Origin of the sequence: Corynebacterium sp. CCM 9204, from assembly GCF_041357695.1 — a bacterium.
Classification (GTDB): Bacteria; Actinomycetota; Actinomycetes; order Mycobacteriales; family Mycobacteriaceae; genus Corynebacterium.
Genome location: NZ_JAUERX010000003.1, coordinates 231,409 through 249,278 on the forward strand (window position 1 = coordinate 231,409; position 17,870 = coordinate 249,278).

17 protein-coding genes are annotated in these 17,870 nt (G+C 62.0%); 16 read left to right on the forward strand and 1 reads right to left on the reverse strand.

Translation table 11 applies throughout. The features are described from left to right. Positions 1-156: 156 nt before the first annotated feature. The 4 genes from QWU43_RS07535 to QWU43_RS07550 all read left to right on the forward strand — a co-directional run bounded on the left by QWU43_RS07535 (position 157) and on the right by QWU43_RS07550 (position 2,698). Positions 157-468, forward strand: a complete 312-nt coding sequence (locus QWU43_RS07535) for a hypothetical protein (protein ID WP_370914524.1) — start codon at positions 157-159, stop codon at positions 466-468. Further along, a complete protein-coding gene (locus QWU43_RS07540) occupies positions 465-1,682 on the forward strand; it encodes a hypothetical protein (RefSeq protein WP_370917506.1) in 1,218 nt (405 codons plus the stop codon). Before QWU43_RS07535 ends, QWU43_RS07540 begins: the two co-directional genes overlap by 4 nt. After that, positions 1,679-1,954, forward strand: a complete 276-nt coding sequence (locus QWU43_RS07545; protein ID WP_370917507.1) for a hypothetical protein — start codon at positions 1,679-1,681, stop codon at positions 1,952-1,954. Before QWU43_RS07540 ends, QWU43_RS07545 begins: the two co-directional genes overlap by 4 nt. 297 nt (positions 1,955-2,251) lie before the next feature. After that, the gene (locus tag QWU43_RS07550; RefSeq protein WP_370917508.1) at positions 2,252-2,698 is read left to right on the forward strand and encodes a hypothetical protein; all 447 of its coding nucleotides are present in this window, start codon (positions 2,252-2,254) and stop codon (positions 2,696-2,698) included. Positions 2,699-2,814: 116 nt separating this feature from the next. Here the strand turns inward: QWU43_RS07550 and QWU43_RS07555 are convergent, their stop codons facing one another. Next, positions 2,815-3,651, reverse strand: a complete 837-nt coding sequence (locus QWU43_RS07555) for a dienelactone hydrolase family protein (RefSeq protein ID WP_370914520.1) — start codon at positions 3,649-3,651, stop codon at positions 2,815-2,817. Between the two features lie 172 nt (positions 3,652-3,823). Between QWU43_RS07555 and glmS the strand changes: the two genes are divergently transcribed. From glmS to groES, 12 genes are all read left to right on the forward strand, one after another. Then, a complete protein-coding gene (glmS, locus tag QWU43_RS07560) occupies positions 3,824-5,689 on the forward strand; it encodes a glutamine--fructose-6-phosphate transaminase (isomerizing) (RefSeq protein WP_370917509.1) in 1,866 nt (621 codons plus the stop codon). A gap of 119 nt (positions 5,690-5,808) precedes the next feature. Beyond that, entirely contained in the window at positions 5,809-7,029 is a 1,221-nt protein-coding gene (locus QWU43_RS07565) for an MFS transporter (protein ID WP_370917510.1), read from the forward strand. A gap of 49 nt (positions 7,030-7,078) precedes the next feature. Beyond that, a complete protein-coding gene (locus QWU43_RS07570) occupies positions 7,079-8,554 on the forward strand; it encodes an NAD(P)H-hydrate dehydratase (RefSeq protein ID WP_370917511.1) in 1,476 nt (491 codons plus the stop codon). Between the two features lie 86 nt (positions 8,555-8,640). Then, positions 8,641-9,753: an alanine racemase gene (alr, locus tag QWU43_RS07575; protein WP_370917512.1), complete on the forward strand. Its 1,113-nt coding sequence runs from the start codon at positions 8,641-8,643 to the stop codon at positions 9,751-9,753. A 37-nt stretch (positions 9,754-9,790) separates the two neighbouring features. Beyond that, on the forward strand, positions 9,791-10,291 hold the full coding sequence (gene tsaE, locus QWU43_RS07580) for a tRNA (adenosine(37)-N6)-threonylcarbamoyltransferase complex ATPase subunit type 1 TsaE (RefSeq protein ID WP_370917513.1): 501 nt from the start codon (positions 9,791-9,793) through the stop codon (positions 10,289-10,291). A 586-nt stretch (positions 10,292-10,877) separates the two neighbouring features. Beyond that, complete coding sequence (locus QWU43_RS07585) at positions 10,878-12,548, forward strand: deoxyguanosinetriphosphate triphosphohydrolase family protein (protein WP_370917514.1); 1,671 nt, start codon at positions 10,878-10,880, stop codon at positions 12,546-12,548. 276 nt (positions 12,549-12,824) lie between these two features. Further along, positions 12,825-13,580: a tRNA (adenosine(37)-N6)-threonylcarbamoyltransferase complex dimerization subunit type 1 TsaB gene (tsaB, locus tag QWU43_RS07590; RefSeq protein ID WP_370917515.1), complete on the forward strand. Its 756-nt coding sequence runs from the start codon at positions 12,825-12,827 to the stop codon at positions 13,578-13,580. Beyond that, a complete protein-coding gene (gene rimI / locus QWU43_RS07595; RefSeq protein WP_370917516.1) occupies positions 13,580-14,119 on the forward strand; it encodes a ribosomal protein S18-alanine N-acetyltransferase in 540 nt (179 codons plus the stop codon). Before tsaB ends, rimI begins: the two co-directional genes overlap by 1 nt. A gap of 77 nt (positions 14,120-14,196) precedes the next feature. Continuing rightward, the gene (tsaD, locus tag QWU43_RS07600; RefSeq protein ID WP_370917633.1) at positions 14,197-15,231 is read left to right on the forward strand and encodes a tRNA (adenosine(37)-N6)-threonylcarbamoyltransferase complex transferase subunit TsaD; all 1,035 of its coding nucleotides are present in this window, start codon (positions 14,197-14,199) and stop codon (positions 15,229-15,231) included. A gap of 140 nt (positions 15,232-15,371) precedes the next feature. Then, a complete protein-coding gene (locus QWU43_RS07605) occupies positions 15,372-15,815 on the forward strand; it encodes a hypothetical protein (protein WP_370914511.1) in 444 nt (147 codons plus the stop codon). Positions 15,816-15,881: 66 nt separating this feature from the next. Further along, a complete protein-coding gene (locus QWU43_RS07610) occupies positions 15,882-17,393 on the forward strand; it encodes a PKD domain-containing protein (protein WP_370917517.1) in 1,512 nt (503 codons plus the stop codon). 173 nt (positions 17,394-17,566) lie between these two features. Then, a complete protein-coding gene (gene groES, locus QWU43_RS07615; RefSeq protein ID WP_370914900.1) occupies positions 17,567-17,866 on the forward strand; it encodes a co-chaperone GroES in 300 nt (99 codons plus the stop codon). Positions 17,867-17,870 lie beyond the last annotated feature (4 nt).

The window sequence follows — 17,870 nt, forward strand, 5'->3', positions numbered from 1 at the left end:
GATCCCTGTGGGAACCATTCGGTGCTCGTTCCCGGTCTAAGAATCAACAATGATGATGGGAACCCCTCGCCCTCCCCGACGAGCTTCTCCGGCGCGGAGCAGGGCACCGAAGAATGAGGTCTGAACGTGGAAAACGGTTACTCTCCCGGTGCGCAGGTGACGAGCACCACGGCATCTGTGTACGTCGACAGCAGTACCGTCGAAAAGCTCAGGGAGCTCCTGGACGAGGTAGTCAAGCAGCAGCAGGAGCACATGTCAGCGTCGCCCGCACCGGTGGGGGGGAACCTGGGCCGGGGGTTCGGGGACTTCGCGGGGGAACTGGACCGGCACCTTACGGCGCTGCACCAGGCTACCGCCTACCGGCTGGAGGCCATCAGAGCGGCTACAGTGGCTGCTCTGGAACAGATCGATTTGATGGTGGCCGAGGACGAGGCATTCGGTGACCAGTTGAAGGGACGCCTCCAGTGAAGGACGGAACGGCTACTACGTTCGAGGATGCCGGTACCGGTGCACGTATGCTCCAGGTGGCGGTGGAGAATTACTGTGAGGTGGTCGCTGATCTTCGTACCGCAGCACGGGGCACCTGGTCCGGGCCGCAGGTGACACCGGAAGAACTGGCGGAGAACACCGGAACCATCGCAGGTTTTGAGCCGCAGGTTGTCCTGGACACTGCCGCAGCGGTCCGAGGGAAGACAGATCCGGGAGCAATCGTCGCCAGGTTCGCTACGGCGGCGAGTGTACTCGGGGAGGAAGGACTGGGTGGAGTCATCGCCCGACATCTCGGGCTTCTCGTCGATGACTTTCGGGCGCACTGCGTCGCACAGGATGAGATACTGGCCAAAACCTTGCGGGCGATGTCGGCGAACGCGATACTGTGCCGGATGTCCGGTGAAGTAGCGGGGGTGACTGTGCGGGCGACGCTCTCTGCCATCAGGGCGCAAGTCAACATGATTGACATCGCACATGGTGACGGGGACTGGGAGTGTTTCCGGGAACTCGTGGGAGCAGCAGCGGTACTGGTCGATGAATGTGCCCGTGAGATTTGGGCACTCTGCGTCGATCGTGATGAGACGATGTGCGAGGGGCTTAACCATCTGATGACCGGGCAGGCAGCCGTCGCGGGTGCGCCCCCGGTTCCGCTGCCACCGGCAGCGGAGGCACACTTCGACAATGACCACTATTGTGCGGGTTCACACGAAGTCGATGAGGTGCAGTCGAGTTCCGTGGTAACCGCTGAGTCATCTGTGGGAGCTTCTGGAGGGTTCTCCGCCACCGCACCGGAAGTCAGTGTCACCCCGGAACCGTGTGTCGGAATTCTCGGTGCGGTCGGTCTGGGAATCGCATTGATTAGTGTCGGGATACTCGTCGAACTCGCGCACTGCGCGGTGGAAGAATGTGGTGATGTGGCGTGCGGGCCGGAGCCGGATCCCGTCGCGGAGAGTGAAACTGACACGACCCCCTGCCCTGAACCCCGGGAAGTGCCGGAGCCGGTGTCCGCCCCAGTCCCGGAAACGGTACCGCAACCCGGACCGATGTCGGCGTCTGAACCGGAGCCGGTGCCTGAGAAGAAGCCTCAGCCGGTACCAACTCCCGAGCCCCCCGCACCAGGGTCCAAGCATGACGGTGGTTTCCGATCCGGTGAGGGAACATCAGGTACCACCCGGAAAGCGGGGCAGTGGTGAGTGACGAATTCGACCGGTTCATCGCACAGTTCGAACAACGCTCCATACAGCGGTTGACCGAATTTGAGAAGGCGCTCGACCGGGTCCACCGCTCGGCGCGTGAAGCGGCAGAAAAGAAAGCGCGGGAAAGGCACCGGGACGGGGAACCGCCATCCGGCGTGCGGAGCGCCGGTGGCCCCCGGGTACCGGATCCTGCGAAAAAGACCGTTCCCGCTGCCATCCCCCGGTCACGGGCTGCAACCAGGGGCGTGCTCCGCCGGGGATGGAGCTGACACCTCCGGGATCGGGTGCTTGAGTTCGGGAAACCTGCAGAGCGCTCGGGCCTGCAGCGGTGGACACATGCCCCCGATGATGGTGTAGCGGCGGCGCGGGTGCTCTTGAGTGAGTTGATCCCTAAGAGCCGTGTTCCCGAACCACCCGGCTGAAATGTGCCTGTGGTCCGCGTAGCTGGTTCTGGGTAGCTCCACTGCTATAGTGTGGGAGGCGCGCAGTGCTGTCAATACTGGGGGTGCAGCCCACCTCCCCGTGCAATTGGGTGGATCAACCACAACCACCACGAAAGGCTGACGATGCCGCTAGACGAGACCTTCGACAGCGTGCTCTCCGAATACACGGTCAGCATCCCGAACAGGGAGTACCCGGACGGCCCCAGGATTCCAGTCAAAGGGGCGGGCTCGCTCCTCGATCTGCTCGGCAAGCTCGCGCAGGAAGCCACGACAGTGAACGGGGTTCCTCCCCTGGCGGAGGAAGTGCTCGCAGCCAGGGTCGATGGAAGGTATCTCAATGCTGACGTGTACGAGCGGGCGATCCGCGAGACGGCTGCATCCCTGTACCGGGTGAATGCGGACGACGTCGTCGTGAAGCAGTGGGGTGTTCCACCGGTGGAGAATCGGAAACGGGAGCGGCGCAGAAGCTGGTTCCGTGGGGTCACCATCGTCATGGCCGGTCTACTCATTCTCGAGGCCCTCAAGGTGCTCGGGGGACTCGGGATGATGGTGTTGTTCTTCTTCTACTGACGGGAGCGCGCCGAACCGAGGTCGACGGGATGTGGCGTTTCCATCGGAGGCTGGCGCGCCCACCCTGTGTACCGTACCGGGTGGGGATGACGGTTTTCCGGATCACCACCCGACGATCAGGAGATCGGGGACTCGGCTTCCTCCGCTACTTCCTCTGCGGTGTACCCGGTGACACGCTTCCCGGGGTCAGCCTCCGGGTCGGAGAACTCGGCGAAGTTCTTGTCGCCGCCCAACTGGTGGAGAAGGAAACCGGTGAGTAGTGCACGGGCCGCCTCCTGCGCGGAGAATTTCGGAAGACCAACCCCGATCAGAAGATTGGTGCGGATGCGCTCAGGGAAACTGAACTGGGTTCCTTTGTCCACCGTCCTGTACACGACATCGTCACTGCCCCAGTTCGCGGCGATCTTTGCGGGGCTTCCGGCGTCGATGAGGAATGCCCGCCCTGAGCCGACGATGAGACCGGGGACGGTCATGGCTTTCGCTGCTTCCTCACAGGATGGACTCGTGGCGGCGGGATAGAGTGCACCCACCGCATGTACTGCGGAACGGTCCACGGCCGCGAGGATCGCGCAGCCGGCCCCCATTCCGTGCCCGGCCAGGCCGAGTTTTCCGGGGGCGACGGTCACTTTTCCGGCGCCGAGCTTCACTCCGCCGAGGATCTGGAGGCAGGTCTCCATGTCGGCGACCAAGCCACGGTGATCCGGGATCATCCCCCGTTCGGTGTCGGGCGCGGCCACCGCGATCCCCCAACTGGCGAGGTGCCGCAATGTCCGGTGGTACTTGTCGACACCGGTCATCCAGTCATGCCCGAACACGACACCGGGGATTCCATCTCCCTCGGCGGGGGTGTATAGCTTGCCAGGGACACCCGCGACGTCGAGATTACCGACCATCACTCGGTGCGGTCCGCGCCTAGACAACTTGGACATTTGCTTCTTCAGTTTCTGAGCCACGCTCCCCAGGATAGTTCACGGTCGCACATCACCATATTCTTCACATTCACAATGTTCGGCCGAGGTCGGGTGATGCACGGAGACGGCGAGGGGACGCCGGGGTGACAGAAGAAAGGGGCATTGATACACATGCGGGCCAGACCGGGGACTGTTCTCCACTACTGTTGATCGCATGTGTGGAATCGTTGGATATGTAGGTAAGCAGCAGGGGCTCGATGTGGTGCTGGAGGCACTGCGACGGATGGAGTACCGCGGGTACGACTCCTCCGGGATCGCGGTCATCGGCGACGACGGCGGCCTGCAGGCCGTCAAACGCTCCGGGCAACTGGCGAATCTGGTGGACAAGATCGCGGAGACCGGGCGCGATCATTTGGGAGGTCATACCGCCATCGGGCACACTCGGTGGGCCACACACGGGCGCCCCACCGATGAGAACGCCCATCCTCACGTCTCCTTCGACGGTCGGGTCGCCATCGTGCACAACGGCATCATCGAGAATTTCGCCCCACTCCGGGAACAGCTTGAGCGCGATGGCATCGAGATGCTCTCATCCACCGATTCCGAGGTCGCCGCGCACCTACTTGCACAGGCGTACAACAACGGGGAAACCGCCGGTGATTTCCGGGCCAGTGTCCTGGCGGTGCTGAACCGTCTGGAGGGTGCGTTCACCCTGCTTTTCACCCACGCGGACCACCCGGGTGAGATCATCGCTGCACGCCGCTCGACCCCGCTGATGGTGGGAGTCGGGGAAGGCGAAACCTTCCTCGGCTCCGACGTCGCCGCATTCATCGAGTTCACCCGTGAGGCCGTGGAACTCGGGCAGGACACCGTCGTCGTCATCAACTCCGATGGTTACGAGCTTCTCAACTTCGACGGTAGCCCGGCAGAAGGCAAGCCCTTCACCATCGACTGGGACCTCGCCGCAGCGGAGAAGGGCGGATACGACTCCTTCATGATCAAGGAGATCCACGAGCAGCCCGCCGCTGTACGCGACACCCTCGCCGGGCACTTCGTCGACGGGCGCATCCGGCTTGACGAGGACGGCCTCACGGACGATGATCTACGCAACCTCGACAAGGTGTACGTCGTCGCCTGCGGTTCGGCCTACCACTCCGGCTTACTCGCCAAGTACGCCATCGAGCATTGGGTCCGCATCCCCGTCGAGATCGAGGTAGCCAGCGAGTTCCGCTACCGCGACCCGATCCTGGACAAGCGGACCCTCGTCATCGCCGTTTCCCAGTCCGGGGAGACCGCCGACACCCTCGAGGCCGTGCGTCACGCCAAAGCTCAGGGCGCGAAGGTCCTCGCCGTCTGCAACACCAACGGCGCGCAGATCCCTCGCGAATCCGACGCTGTGCTCTACACCCACGCCGGGCCAGAGATTGGTGTCGCCTCGACGAAGGCGTTCCTCGCGCAGGTTGCCGCGAACTACATCGTCGGCCTCGCACTCGCGCAGGCGCGGGGAACGAAGTACCCGGACGAGATCACGGACATCTGGGAGGATCTCGAAGCAATCCCCGCGAAAATCGAGAAACTACTGAGTTGTGATGAGAAGGTCGCGCAGATCTCAGACGCTCTCGGAGCGATCCGCACCATGCTGTTCCTCGGGCGTGGTGTCGGATTCCCCATTGCTCTGGAAGGCGCACTCAAACTCAAGGAACTCGCCTACATCCATGCGGAAGGGTTTCCCGCCGGTGAACTCAAGCACGGCCCGATCGCGCTCATCGAGGAGAACCTGCCCGTTGTGGTCATCGTCCCCAGCCCCAGCGGGGTGAAGGTCCTGCACTCCAAGATCGTGTCCAACATCCAGGAGATCCGTGCCCGGGGCGCGAAGACCATCGTCATCGCCGAGGAAGGGGACACCGCCGTCGAGCCGTTCGCGAACTGGCTCATCCGCATTCCCGAAACCTCATCAATTATGCAGCCGCTGCTCGCCACCGTGCCGCTGCAGTTCCTCGCCGCCGACATCGCCCGGCACTGCGGTAACGATGACATCGACAAGCCACGGAATCTCGCGAAGTCCGTCACCGTGGAGTAGTCTCCCCCTTCGTCACCGACCGTCGCGGCTCACGCGGCGATGTCACGGTACGCCCCGCGCCACCTCTGGCCGCGGGGCGTACTCGCGCGCGATCCAGCCGAGGAAAGGAATCGACAACGTTGTCCGACACCGCCGACCGCACCCCCTGGGCGGGAATCGTCATGCTGGGTCTGGGAATCTTTGTGATGACCACGATGGAAGAACTGCCCATCGGTGTCCTGACCCTCGTCGCCGATGACCTCGGCACCTCCCACGGCACGGTCGGTCTGGGCGTCACCATCCCCGGAATCCTTGCGGGAATCGTCGCGATCTTCGCCCCGAAACTCGTCGGGCGCACCGACAGACGGTTCATTCTCGCCGGGGCACTGGCCGCGAACGCGATCTCGGGAGTGCTCTCGGCGCTCTCTCCCACCGCCGGATTCTTTCTGGCCTCCCGCATCCTCGTCGGGGTGGCTCTCGGCATGTTCTGGGCGCTCCTCGGTGCCACCGTCGTCCGCGTTGCCGCGAAAGAGGACGCCGCGAAAGCACTCACGGTCGCTTTCTCCGGCGCGGCGGCCGCCATCGTACTCGGCGTCCCCCTGGCGACCTGGCTGGGGGAACGCACCTCCTGGCAAGAAGCATTCCTCGTTGTGGCGGGTGCCGCCCTCCTCATCGCGGTTGGCCTGATCCTGCTCGTCACAGCGGCCACGACCACCACTGCGGTCAGCCTGGGCGACATCGCGGCGACCGCCCGCCTGCGTGGTGTCCAGTTCGGAGTGGCTTACACGCTCATCCTCGTCACCGCGCACTTCACCGCCTACACCTACGCCTCACCGCTACTCCAGGACCTCGGTGAGGTACCCGTCACCGGGATCAGCACCCAACTGTTCATCTTCGGGATCGCCGGACTCACCGGAAACTTCCTCGCCGGGCCCCTGATGAAACGCTCCCTCAACGCCACCGTCGTCATCATCCCCGCCGGAGTCGTCGCTGCCCTGCTCGCCTTCGCTCTGTTCGTCGGCTCACCGCTGTCCGCCGCGCTCGTCATGCTCGCCTGGGGGTTGTTCGGCGGCGCGATCTCCGTGGTCTCCCAGGCATGGGTGCTCCGCGCCGCAGGAGATAACGCCGAAGCCGGATCCGGCCTCAACTCCGGGGCCTTCAATATCGCCATCGCGTCGGGGGCATTCATCGGGGGACAGGTGGGCGAACATCCCCTGCCTTTGTTCACCGGCGGTACCTCCGGTGGGAGTGAGACGATCCTGCTCGTCGCCGGAGTCGGTGTCGCCGCGGCCTGCGCACTCGCCGTCACCGGGGCGCGCGTCACGCGGAAGCGGCGACGGGCTCGGGTGCAGGTCGGATGAACAGTTCTACCATGGATTTCATCGCCGTCACCTTCCAGGAGATGAAACCATGATCCCCGTCCACATCCCGGACACCGTCCGTGCCGCCGAGCGACCGCTGCTGGAGAAACTTGGTGGGGGCCTCATGAGGCGTGCGGCGCACTCTCTGGCGGTGGACTGCGACCGTATCCTGCGCGGCCGTCGAAGCCCAGGTGCCGCCGGCGCGAAGGTTCTGGTCCTCGCAGGCTCCGGGGGAAACGGCGGTGACGCGCTGTTCGCCGCCGCCGAACTCGCCCGCCGTGGTGCGGGTGTCACCGTGTGGCCCGTCGGCTCGACACTGCACGGGGAGGCGTCCACATTCCTCGGAACCCGCGCCCGCTGGCGTGCCCCCGGGGAACAACCGGCCGGAGACGTTCGGGATGCCGACCTCATCATCGACGGGATCGTCGGAATCGGCGCATCCGGCGGTCTGCGGGGGCACGGTGCGGACGCGGCCCGGATCATCCGCGGCTGCGACACCGGAGACCCGGACACCGGTCCGACCGTCGTCGCCGTCGACATCCCCAGCGGTGTCGACCCGATGACCGGGTACGCCCACGACGACCATCTCCCCGCCACCCACACCGTCACCTTCGGGGCACTGAAACCCGTGCACATGTTCGGCGCGGAACACTGCGGAACCGTCATCTGCCACGGCCTCGGGATCGACCGGGAACTGGAGAACCACACCCCGTACGCCCGCCTCGTCGAACGTGGGGACCTCGCAGCCTGGCCGCGGCCCGGTCGTACCTCGGACAAGTACACCGGGGGAGTGGTGGGCATCCACGCCGGGTCCGGGCAGTACCCGGGGGCGGCGGTGCTCGCCACCACCGGGGCGCTACGTGCCACCTCCCCGATGGTTCGCTTCGCCGGAAGCTGCCACGACGCGGTGATCACCGCCCATCCGGAGATTATTGGCACACCGACGATCGCCGAAGCGGGCCGGGTACAGGCGTGGGCGGTGGGGCCCGGAACCGGAACCGGGGAGGATGAGGCCACGATTCTCGCGGACCTCCTCGCCACCGACCTACCGGTGCTTCTCGACGCCGATGCACTCACCCTCGTCTCCTCCCGCGCGGAGCTCGCCGACATGATCACCACCCGCGGGCACCGGGGTGTATTCACCGTGCTCACCCCGCACGATCGGGAGTTCGAACGCCTCACCGGTACCGCCCCGGGGTCCGACCGAATCGCCGCCGCCCGAGCTCTAGCGGAGAAACTGAACTGCTGCGTCCTGCTCAAAGGGCGGGTCACCGTTGTCGCCACCGCCGAAAAGTGTTTCCTCGTCGACGCCGGATGCTCCTGGGCCGCCACACCCGGCTCCGGGGACGTACTGAGCGGTATCATTGGTGCCGCCATCGCCCACCGCGCCGACCCAGAGATGGTCGCGCTCGCGGCGAAGGTCCACGGAGAGGCGGCCCGGGCCTGCGGCGGTCCCGTCCCGTCCAGCGATATCGCCGCCGCCGTCCGGGGTGTTGTCCGGATGGCAGTGAATCCCGTTAGATAACGGGCAGCATCGGGCACGGACGGGCGTCGACAAGTGGGGCGACGTGAACGCGAGAGCCAGTTTCCCGCGTGGCAGAATGGACAACCATGAACTTGCTCACCGCCCGTATCGACCTCGCTGCCATCGCGTACAACACCAGACTGCTCAAGAAGCGTGCGGGTGCGGCGCAGTTGATGGCCGTGGTCAAAGCGGACGGATACAACCACGGCGCAGCGAAAGTCGCACAAACCATCGCCGCTAACGGCGCCGATCAATTTGGTGTGGCCACCCTCGCCGAGGCACACGAACTACGGGCGGCAGGCATCACGCAACCGATACTGTCCTGGATCTGGACGCCCGAGCAGGACCTCCGGGCCGCGATCTCTGACGGCATCGACCTCGGCGTCAGCTCCGTGGAGCAAGCCCACGCCGTCGTCGCCGCCGCCCGCGCGTGTGGGCGTACCGCCCGGGTCACCGTCAAAGCCGACACCGGCCTCCACCGCGCCGGAGTACCTCGATGCGAATGGAACGGAGTATTCGGGCTGCTCGCCGACGCGCACGATGCCGTCAACGTCACCGGGATATTCTCGCACCTGGCGTGCGCCGACGAACCCGGAAACCCCGAGAACAATGCCCAGGCACAACGCCTCAAAGACGCCATCGCGGCCGCCCGGGAAACCGGACTCAATCCGAGCGTCAACCATCTGGCGAACACTCCGGCAGTACTGACCCGGGATGACCTCGGTTTTGACATGGTACGACCGGGACTGGCGCTCTACGGCCTGGAACCCGTTGCGGGATGGGACAACGGACTACGCCCGGCGATGACACTCGCCGCCACCGTCACCGTCGTGAAACCGGTCGACAAAGGCGAAGGAGTGTCCTACGGGCTCACCTGGCGCGCCGGGCACAAAGGCGTACTCGCCGTCGTGTCCATGGGATACGCGGATGGGCTCGCCCGCGGTCTGGCCGGCACAATAGAGGTCACCATCAACGGACACCGGTACCCGCAGGTCGGCGTCGTGTGCATGGATCAGATCGTCATCGACCTCGGATCGAACCCGCACGGAGTCGCGATGGGGGACGAGGCCGTGATCTTCGGCCCCGGTACCTCGGGTGAGATGACCGCCTACGATCTCGCACGCGCCCTCGACACCATCCCCTACGAGATCATCTGCCGCCCGCACGGGCGCGTGGTCCGCGACTACGTGGGGCAGTGACCGTATCCCTCATGCAGCACACAGTGGGAGAAGACCGATGAAGTCCACGTTCCCGACCACCGGAACCACCCGGCTGGAGACCGCCGCCGACACCCGCGCGTTCGCTGCGGAACTCGGCGCAGCGCTCGAAGCGGGGGATGTGGTGATTCTCGACGGCCCGCTCGGCGCGGGCAAGACGACCTTCACCCAGGGCCTGGCGGAGGGGATGGGGGTGAAGGGCCGGGTCACGTCCCCGACGTTCGTCATCGCCCGCGTGCACCGCTCACTCACCGGAGGCCCCGACCTCATCCACGTCGACGCCTACCGGTTGTTCGGGGAGGACCCCGACGCCGAGGTCGATGCCCTCGGGGCCCTTGACTCCCTCGACCTGGACACCGAACTCGATGACGCCGTCATCGTGGCCGAATGGGGTGGAGGACTGGTGGAACAACTCGCCGACACCTGGCTCGAGGTCACCTTCGACCGGGAAACGGCCGTGCGGGAGGACCCGGAGTCGGAGGCGCGGCTTGTAGAGTGGGGAGTGGGGAAATCCCGCTAGAACTTCAAAGTCAGGTGTATGCTTATGGCACGGGCTCTCGTACTACAGACCGTCGAAGGGAACAAAAACTATGAAAAGGAAAGAGATGCTAATCGGATAAAATGAAAATAACGGAAACTGATCATTGTCGGAGCTACATAAAACAACCAAAGAAAAGGTCGAACGCAATATAAAAAATCAACTACAACATCCACAATATCAATTCTAAATAAGACTTATTTGGGAGCTTGATCGACGGCGAGTATCTACTACTTACTCAGAAACTTAATTTCTGTGAATTCAAATAGCGTATCTTGAAATTCGCAAAAATTGTTATTTTCGGAAACTCTGGAGAATAAATGACATTTAATGCTCGGGTTGTTCAAAAACATAATAATATAGACCTGGATGCAGTTAGCTTCAAAATACAAGACCTCCTCGATGGTAAGGGTAAAACCTTCGATGATTTGCTTGGCACGCTGCGTAGTGAATTCCCATTTCTTTCGAAGCATGATCTTCATCGAGCTCTTGTTCGTGTTTCATTCGACATAGATCAAGACCTTCGTTATTTTCCCATTTAGAGATAACTTGAAGGAGGGCTTTATCAATGGCGAAGCCAAAGGAAAACAAAAGAGTATTTTCAGTTTCCCCTTCTGTTGATGGCTGCAAAAAAAAATCTGAGGAGTCACCTTCTTCTGGGAAAGAATCGAAGCTAAGTGGTCGTAAAAAGCCAGGCAAAGATGGAAGATCAGAAGCGCAGCGCGATGTCGATAGGATACTTTACTCGGCAGCGTGGCGCAGACTTGGTGGAGTTACACAGGTCTGGACGCCGTTTGGCGACCGACCACTGTTGCACAATAGATTAACTCACTCGTTGAAAGTTTCCCAGATAGCAAAGGGGGTGGCAGAAAAGCTACTTATGGACAAAGGTAATAGAGATACGCTGGCTTCTTTGGGGGGATTAGATGTTGACGTATGTGTTGCTGCTGCAATGGCGCATGATATAGGACACCCGCCTTTTGGCCATATTGGCGAAAAGATTTTAGATGATGCTGCTCGAGAAATTCTCAAATTAGAGGATGGGTTCGAGGGAAATGCTCAATCTTTACGGATCGTGAGTACAAGGAGGCTAAGAAAAGCTGACTATCAAGGAATGGACCTATCAGTAGCTACATTGGCGGCAATTACGAAGTATCCGTGGTCGCGTGCGCCCAAGAGGCCAGAGGGAGAGCATGAACAGTCATTGCGAAGCGACCCAAGTTATAGAAAGCACTGGTATAAGTTTAATTTTTATCAAAGTAATAGTCACATATTAAAGGATATTCGATCATGGTCTCCGGTTGGTGATGAGATACAAACACTCGAAGCTTCCGTTATGGACTTGGCTGACGATATATCTTATTCTGTACATGATATTGAGGATTTTATTTACTCTGGGATCCTTAGTCCCAACGCTGTTCTTTTTGAGATGGAGAAATATTTGGAGCTGCTAGGTCTAGATACAACCCCTAACACCACTAAAGAAGAGGTCAAGAAAACGCTAGAGGGGGTGGATTACCCTGGGGGGATTGATGATCGCGCTGCTAGAGATGAGGATGTTTCATCGCTCAACGGCATTGAAAGAAAAACTGAAGAAGTAATATTTAGAGATTCCGGACTGGGCAAGCTCGCCAAGAAGTTGTCTCTGGATTATCATGGTTGGTTTGATCCTACTTGCTTCGTGTTTGGCGTGGTCTCGTTGTCTCGGTTTTTTGAAGGATTGACCTACAGTTACCTAGGCGAACGCCGAGTTCCTATGGAGGCGGATGTTCACTCAATGGCCTCTAATCTTGTTGAGAGATTTCTCAAGGAACTCGAAGTTTCTCGTATCCCTTTCTGGATAGGAGGGCCGCATGTGATGGTTGGGAAACAAGCGTGGCATGAGATTCAAATTCTAAAGTTCATTACAAAAACTTATGTCGTTGATCATCCAGATACGGCTCTGCTTCAGCGTGGGCAAAGTCATATAATTCTTGAGCTGGTTGATCTTTTGCTGAAGTGGGTTAAAAATGACTTTGAAAGGCTCCCCTATCAGCTGCAGGTCTGGATAAGGGAGTCTCAAATGGTTTCTGCAAATGGGGAGTTGATTGGTTACGGGCGCGGACAGTTTTCGTGTGGCCCAGAGAAAAATCGTGCCATTATTGATTATATATGCACTTTGACTGACGAAGAATGTATGGTTTTATATAGAAAGTTGACGGGTCAATTAGTTCATCATCCTTTCACGGTTGCTTTCTAAAATCTTAACCAGTTTCCGTCTAAATAAATTACCCTTCCTTCATTTTGTTGACAGGGTATAGATTTTTAATATTAAGGCACTACTGCTTGAGGTTGGTTCGGGGATGTGATTTGAAAAGTGTGTTAATGTGAGTTCCGGCTTTTTGTAGTGCTGGTCTCGTAGTTTGATTCCACAAATTTATTTCGTCTATGGCGACGGTATTGTGTAGTCTAAAATACGGCTGGTTCTCTATGGTCAGATTTAGCTATTTTGAGGTATTTTGACTATGCTTCCCGTGTGTATATTATCGCTTTGGATACCTCAACTCCGACTACCGTTATTGGGGTCGTAACTATAACAGTTGATGCAGGCGGTGACTGCGGTGCAGGGTTGGAATCGCAGTCGACCGCTCGATTTTTTTCCGTTGCAGAGCGCATCCTCCCGGACTGCCGCCAGCACGGTGAGCGTCTGACGCCGTCGATCCTGGAGTGTCTCGATGAGGCCGGTGTGAAGCCTGCGGATCTCGACGCGGTGGTCGTCGGGTGCGGGCCGGGGCCGTTCACCGGTCTGCGGGTGGGGATGGCGACCGCGACCGCCTTCGGGGAAGCGCTCGGTATTCCGGTGCACGGTGTGTGCTCGCTGGACTCGATTGCGATCCAGCTTGCGGAAAAGAATCCCGGACAGCCCCGGCTTCTCGTCGCCACCGATGCGCGTCGGCGGGAGGTCTACTGGGCCAGCTACGAGTGCACTGACACCGGTGGGGTACCTGTCCGGGTCGGGGGACAGGCGGTGAACAAACCCGCTGATGTCGTGCAACTCGCTGGTGTCGTCGGTTCGCTCAGCGTCCCGGGAGGCCTGGCGGAGAAGCTCCGCGTCGGTACACTCGCCGAGGTCCCGGCGTTCGACCTCTCCCCGTCGCCGGTGTCGCTCGTCCGCGCCGCCGATCTGACCCGTGAACCGGAGCCCATCGTCCCGCTCTACCTGCGGCGCCCGGACGCGGTGCCGCCGAAGCCGAAACCGATCAGCCCGGCCGTACCGGACGTGGAACTGTGATGGGTTCCGTCATTATCCGGCGTCTCGCACCGAGCGACGCGCAGCGGTGCGCCGAACTGGAGCAGATCCTCTTCCCCGGGGATGATCCGTGGAGTGCCGCGGCGTTCCGTTCGGAGATGGGCAACCCTTTCTGCCTCTGCCTCGCGGCGGTGGAGACCGGGGGCGCGGATCAGTCCGGTGGCGCGGGCGCCATGTCTGAGGGAACAGGCGAGCTCGTGGGCTACGCGATCCTCGCCATGGTCGGCCCTCCGGATGACCCCGAGTTCGAGGTGCACACCATCGGCGTGGACCCCGCACACCAGCGCCGGGGAATCGGCCGCCACCTGCTGGAGGCCATGCTCGCCGCCGCTGATGAACGCTCCGGGCCGGTGTTCCTGGAGGTGCGGTGCGACAATGAACCGGCCATCACCCTGTACGAGCGGTACGGTTTCGTCCGCCTGGGTGTGCGCCGCAACTACTATCAGCCGTCCGGTGCGGACGCGTACACCATGCGTCGCGATCCCGTATCAACGTGGACGGCCACCGAAGACAACCTGTGAGGACACGACCTGTGAACACGTCGACCATTCCGGAACCGGCACAGAACGACGCCGACACGATCCGCCGCACCATCGTCATGGGCGTCGAGAGTTCCTGTGACGAGACGGGCGTCGGCATCGTGCGCATCGCCCACGGTCCCGGGGTGACACCTGAACTGGAGATCCTCGCGGACGTCGTCGCCTCGTCGATGGATCAGCACGCCCGTTTCGGCGGTGTCGTGCCCGAGATCGCGTCGCGTGCGCACCTGGAGTCGATCGGTCCGGTCACCCGGGAGGCACTCCGGCAGGCGGGCATCGACCGCCCGGATGCCGTGGCCTGCACCATCGGCCCCGGGCTCGCCGGTGCGCTGCTCGTGGGCGCGAGCGCGGCGAAGGCCTTCGCGGCGGCGTGGGGGGTGCCGTTCTACGCGGTCAACCACCTCGGCGGGCATGTCGCGGTGGCGACACTCGATGGCCGGGACCTGCCGCATTCGGTGGCGCTGCTGGTCTCCGGTGGTCACACGCAGTTGCTCGAGGTTGACGGCGTCGGGCTGCCGATGCGTGAGCTGGGGTCCACGCTTGATGACGCTGCGGGTGAGGCCTACGACAAGGTTGCGCGTCTGCTCCGCCTGGGGTATCCGGGTGGCCCGGTCATTGACAGGTTGGCGAAGCAGGGGAATCCGAGGGCGGTGGACTTCCCGCGGGGCATGATGCGCCGCGATGATTCCCGCCACGACTTCTCCTTCTCCGGGTTGAAGACGGCGGTGGCTCGCCACGTCGAGGCCGCCGAGCGCGAGGGTCGGGTCATTGATGTGCCGGACGTGTGTGCGTCCTTTCAGGAGGCCGTGGTCGACGTGCTCACCCGGAAGGCGGTGCGCGCGTGCGGGGATGTCGGGGCAAAGGTGCTGCTTCTCGGCGGGGGAGTGGCCGCGAACTCCCGGCTGCGGGAACTGGCGGAGGAACGCTGCCGTGCCGCTGGTGTCGAGCTGCGGGTTCCGGAGCTGAAGCTCTGCACAGATAACGGCGTGATGATCGCGGCTCTCGCCGCGCACCGGATCGCTGCGGGTGCTGGGCCGAGTGAGCTGTCGGCGGGGACGGACCCCGGCCTCGATGTTGAGATCCCGCAGGTGTAACCCCGGGAAACAACCGGGTACGCGCCGGTGAATTGTCGGGGAAGATGTCCCGACACCGCCGTTTCCGGTGCGTCGGACGGGATACCGTGGCTTCGTTGAACTTTTGTCTGTCCCGACGAAACCCCTGGAGTATCTCCCGCATGAGCATCGGTTACCTGGTCTACCCCGATCTGACCAGCCGCACCCTGACCTTCGAGATCGAGGAGGCCGCCCGCTTCCTCGGAGACTTGGAGAATGACCGCGTCTATGTCGCGTTCCAGGATGACGGCGAGACTTTGGCTGCGCTGTACTCGGCGGGGGCGAAAGCGAATGGCGCCGAGCCGAATCCGGTGGCGTCGATGGCCCGGAACCAGGCCGCGACAGGAAACTCCCGATTCCTCACCGATCCGGTGTCGGCAATCTGTGGGCCGGTCATCTTCATCGGCGCGGACGGCGCGGATGTCACGGAGAAGGATATCGCGAAGGTTGAGCGCGGTATCCAGGCGGTGCGCAACTATCGGGAGGATGAACCCGATGAATACGCCCTCTGGCGCGGTGCGGTACTGAACATCGCTCGCCGGGATGTTGAGGCGGGGAACGGGTAGCCCGGCATGGCGTGGTTTCCCCACTAGTATCGCGGGGGAATGATTCGCCATCCCGAGGAGGTTTCCGTGTCCCGCAGTAGAGTGATCCGTTCGGTGTGCGCGGTGTTGGTGGCCTGGGGGATGGTGGGGGCCGGGAGTCCCGCAGTGGCTGGTACCGTGTCGGATCCGGTGGTTCCGTTTTGTCCGGACCCCATGGTCTTGGCAGCCCGGGGTTCGGGGGTCGGAAACACAGGTTCGCGTGAGTATCCGGGTGCTGCGGGCCCGTCGACGGGGTGGGAGGGCACGGGAATATCCCGGCTGCTTGAACGGGCTGATCTTCACGGGTTCACCGTGTCTGCTCTGGATTTGGATGAGTATCCGGCGGTGGAGGCGTGGCGATTCGATGAACTGCTGGAATCCGTTGAACGGGGCAGAAGATCGGTGGTGCGGCGTGTCGGTGATCTCCAGCGTTCCGGCTGTCAGCCGGTGGTGATTCCTGCCGGTTATTCACAGGGGGCGATGGTGCTCAATGCTGCTGAGCATGCGCTGTCGAACTCCGTGTATCTTCCGGGTGTGTTTTACCTGGGCAATCCGCTTCGTGATGGCCAATCGCCTCGCGCTGTGGGCAGTGCGCCCCTGCTTCCGGGGAGGGCGGTGCTGTCGCAGACGCCGTGGGAGGCTCCCGTGCCGGGGTTGAGCGTACCGGGGCAGGACGGGATCGACTACTGCTACCGGAATGATATCTTCTGTGATCCTGGTGGGCTGTCGGTGCAGACGCATCTCAGTTATTTCACGGATCTTCCCGGTGAAGCGAGCGCGGACCGTGCTGTCGTGGATGCCTTCTCCGATTGGACGGCGCAGGCGCAGGAGCGAATCTCCGGGGCTGGACGGGCGTCGGTGACACGCCCGGTGGAGGGCGTACTGATCTTGGATACGGAGGATCCGGTGGTGCTCGCTGATCTTGCGCGCGGGGCATCGCGGATTGTGCGGGAAGTGTCCGATTCGCATCCGGATGCGCGGATCGGGATCGCGGTGCGTCGGGATGGTGAGGTTCGGTGGCTTGTGTCCCCGACCCGGGACACTTCTGAGTTGCTGTCCGCCCTGCTGCACCCGTCTGGTCTGCTTACGGGGGATAGCGTTGCTGTTTCCGCGCCGGATTCCAAGCTGGTGCGGGAGATGATCACGGTCGGGGATGCCACCGTCTCGGTGGGGGAGCGCACTTTTTCATATTCGTCGGCTGGGGTGTCCGGTGCGGTGCTTGCGGCCTTCGAGACTATTGCGATGGCCCCCAATGCGGTCCTTGATGCTCCGGGGATTTGGTTCTCCGGCAGAACCGCGGGGTTGACGGGAATGCTCTCCCGGGTATTCACAGGGGGGCCTGTACGCCAGTATCTGGATTTCGGGGACGGCACTGGCGCGGTCATCCCGGCGGATGACTACGTTGAGCATGTGTGGCAGCGCCCCGGAACGTATGAGGTGACGTTGACGGTGACGGACTCCGCCGGGCGAACCGGTACTGATCGCAGGTGGGTTCGGGTTTATCCCGGGGATGGTGTTGAGTTGTCGGCTAGAGTCGGGTCTTCGTCTGGGAGTGCGTGAGGTGGGTGATCGAACCACGGTGGCACCCCACACGGTTGAGTGCTGGCACTCGCGAGGGTAGAGTGCCAGTAGGTTGTTTGACACACAGTTGTTCACCCGCGACGACGGCTGTGCTGGGCAAGCTCAACCGGCACAATCACATTCAACTTCCCGAGCACATGGAGGAATTCATCGTGGCGAACGTCAACATCAAGCCCCTCGAGGACAAGATTCTCGTCCAGATCAACGAAGCTGAGACCACCACCGCATCCGGCCTGGTCATCCCGGACTCCGCCAAGGAGAAGCCGCAGGAAGCCACCGTCGTGGCCGTCGGCCCGGGCCGCTTCGATGACAAGGGCGACCGCATCCCGCTGGACGTCAACGAGGGTGACACCGTCATCTTCTCCAAGTACGGCGGCACCGAGATCAAGTACGCGGGCGAGGAGTACCTCATTCTCTCGGCCCGTGACATTCTCGCCGTCGTGACCAAGTAAGAGG

Bases quoted from the DNA above. Each gene is read 5' to 3' on its own strand.
- tsaE (WP_370917513.1), top strand. From the start codon at position 9,791: ATGAAGTCCACGTTCCCGACCACCGGAACCACCCGGCTGGAGACCGCC.
- QWU43_RS07605 (WP_370914511.1), top strand. From the start codon at position 15,372: ATGAGCATCGGTTACCTGGTCTACCCCGATCTGACCAGCCGCACCCTG.
- rimI (WP_370917516.1), top strand. From the start codon at position 13,580: ATGGGTTCCGTCATTATCCGGCGTCTCGCACCGAGCGACGCGCAGCGG.
- QWU43_RS07585 (WP_370917514.1), top strand. From the start codon at position 10,878: ATGGCGAAGCCAAAGGAAAACAAAAGAGTATTTTCAGTTTCCCCTTCT.
- glmS (WP_370917509.1), top strand. From the start codon at position 3,824: ATGTGTGGAATCGTTGGATATGTAGGTAAGCAGCAGGGGCTCGATGTG.
- QWU43_RS07550 (WP_370917508.1), top strand. From the start codon at position 2,252: ATGCCGCTAGACGAGACCTTCGACAGCGTGCTCTCCGAATACACGGTC.
- alr (WP_370917512.1), top strand. From the start codon at position 8,641: ATGAACTTGCTCACCGCCCGTATCGACCTCGCTGCCATCGCGTACAAC.
- tsaD (WP_370917633.1), top strand. From the start codon at position 14,197: ATGGGCGTCGAGAGTTCCTGTGACGAGACGGGCGTCGGCATCGTGCGC.
- QWU43_RS07570 (WP_370917511.1), top strand. From the start codon at position 7,079: ATGATCCCCGTCCACATCCCGGACACCGTCCGTGCCGCCGAGCGACCG.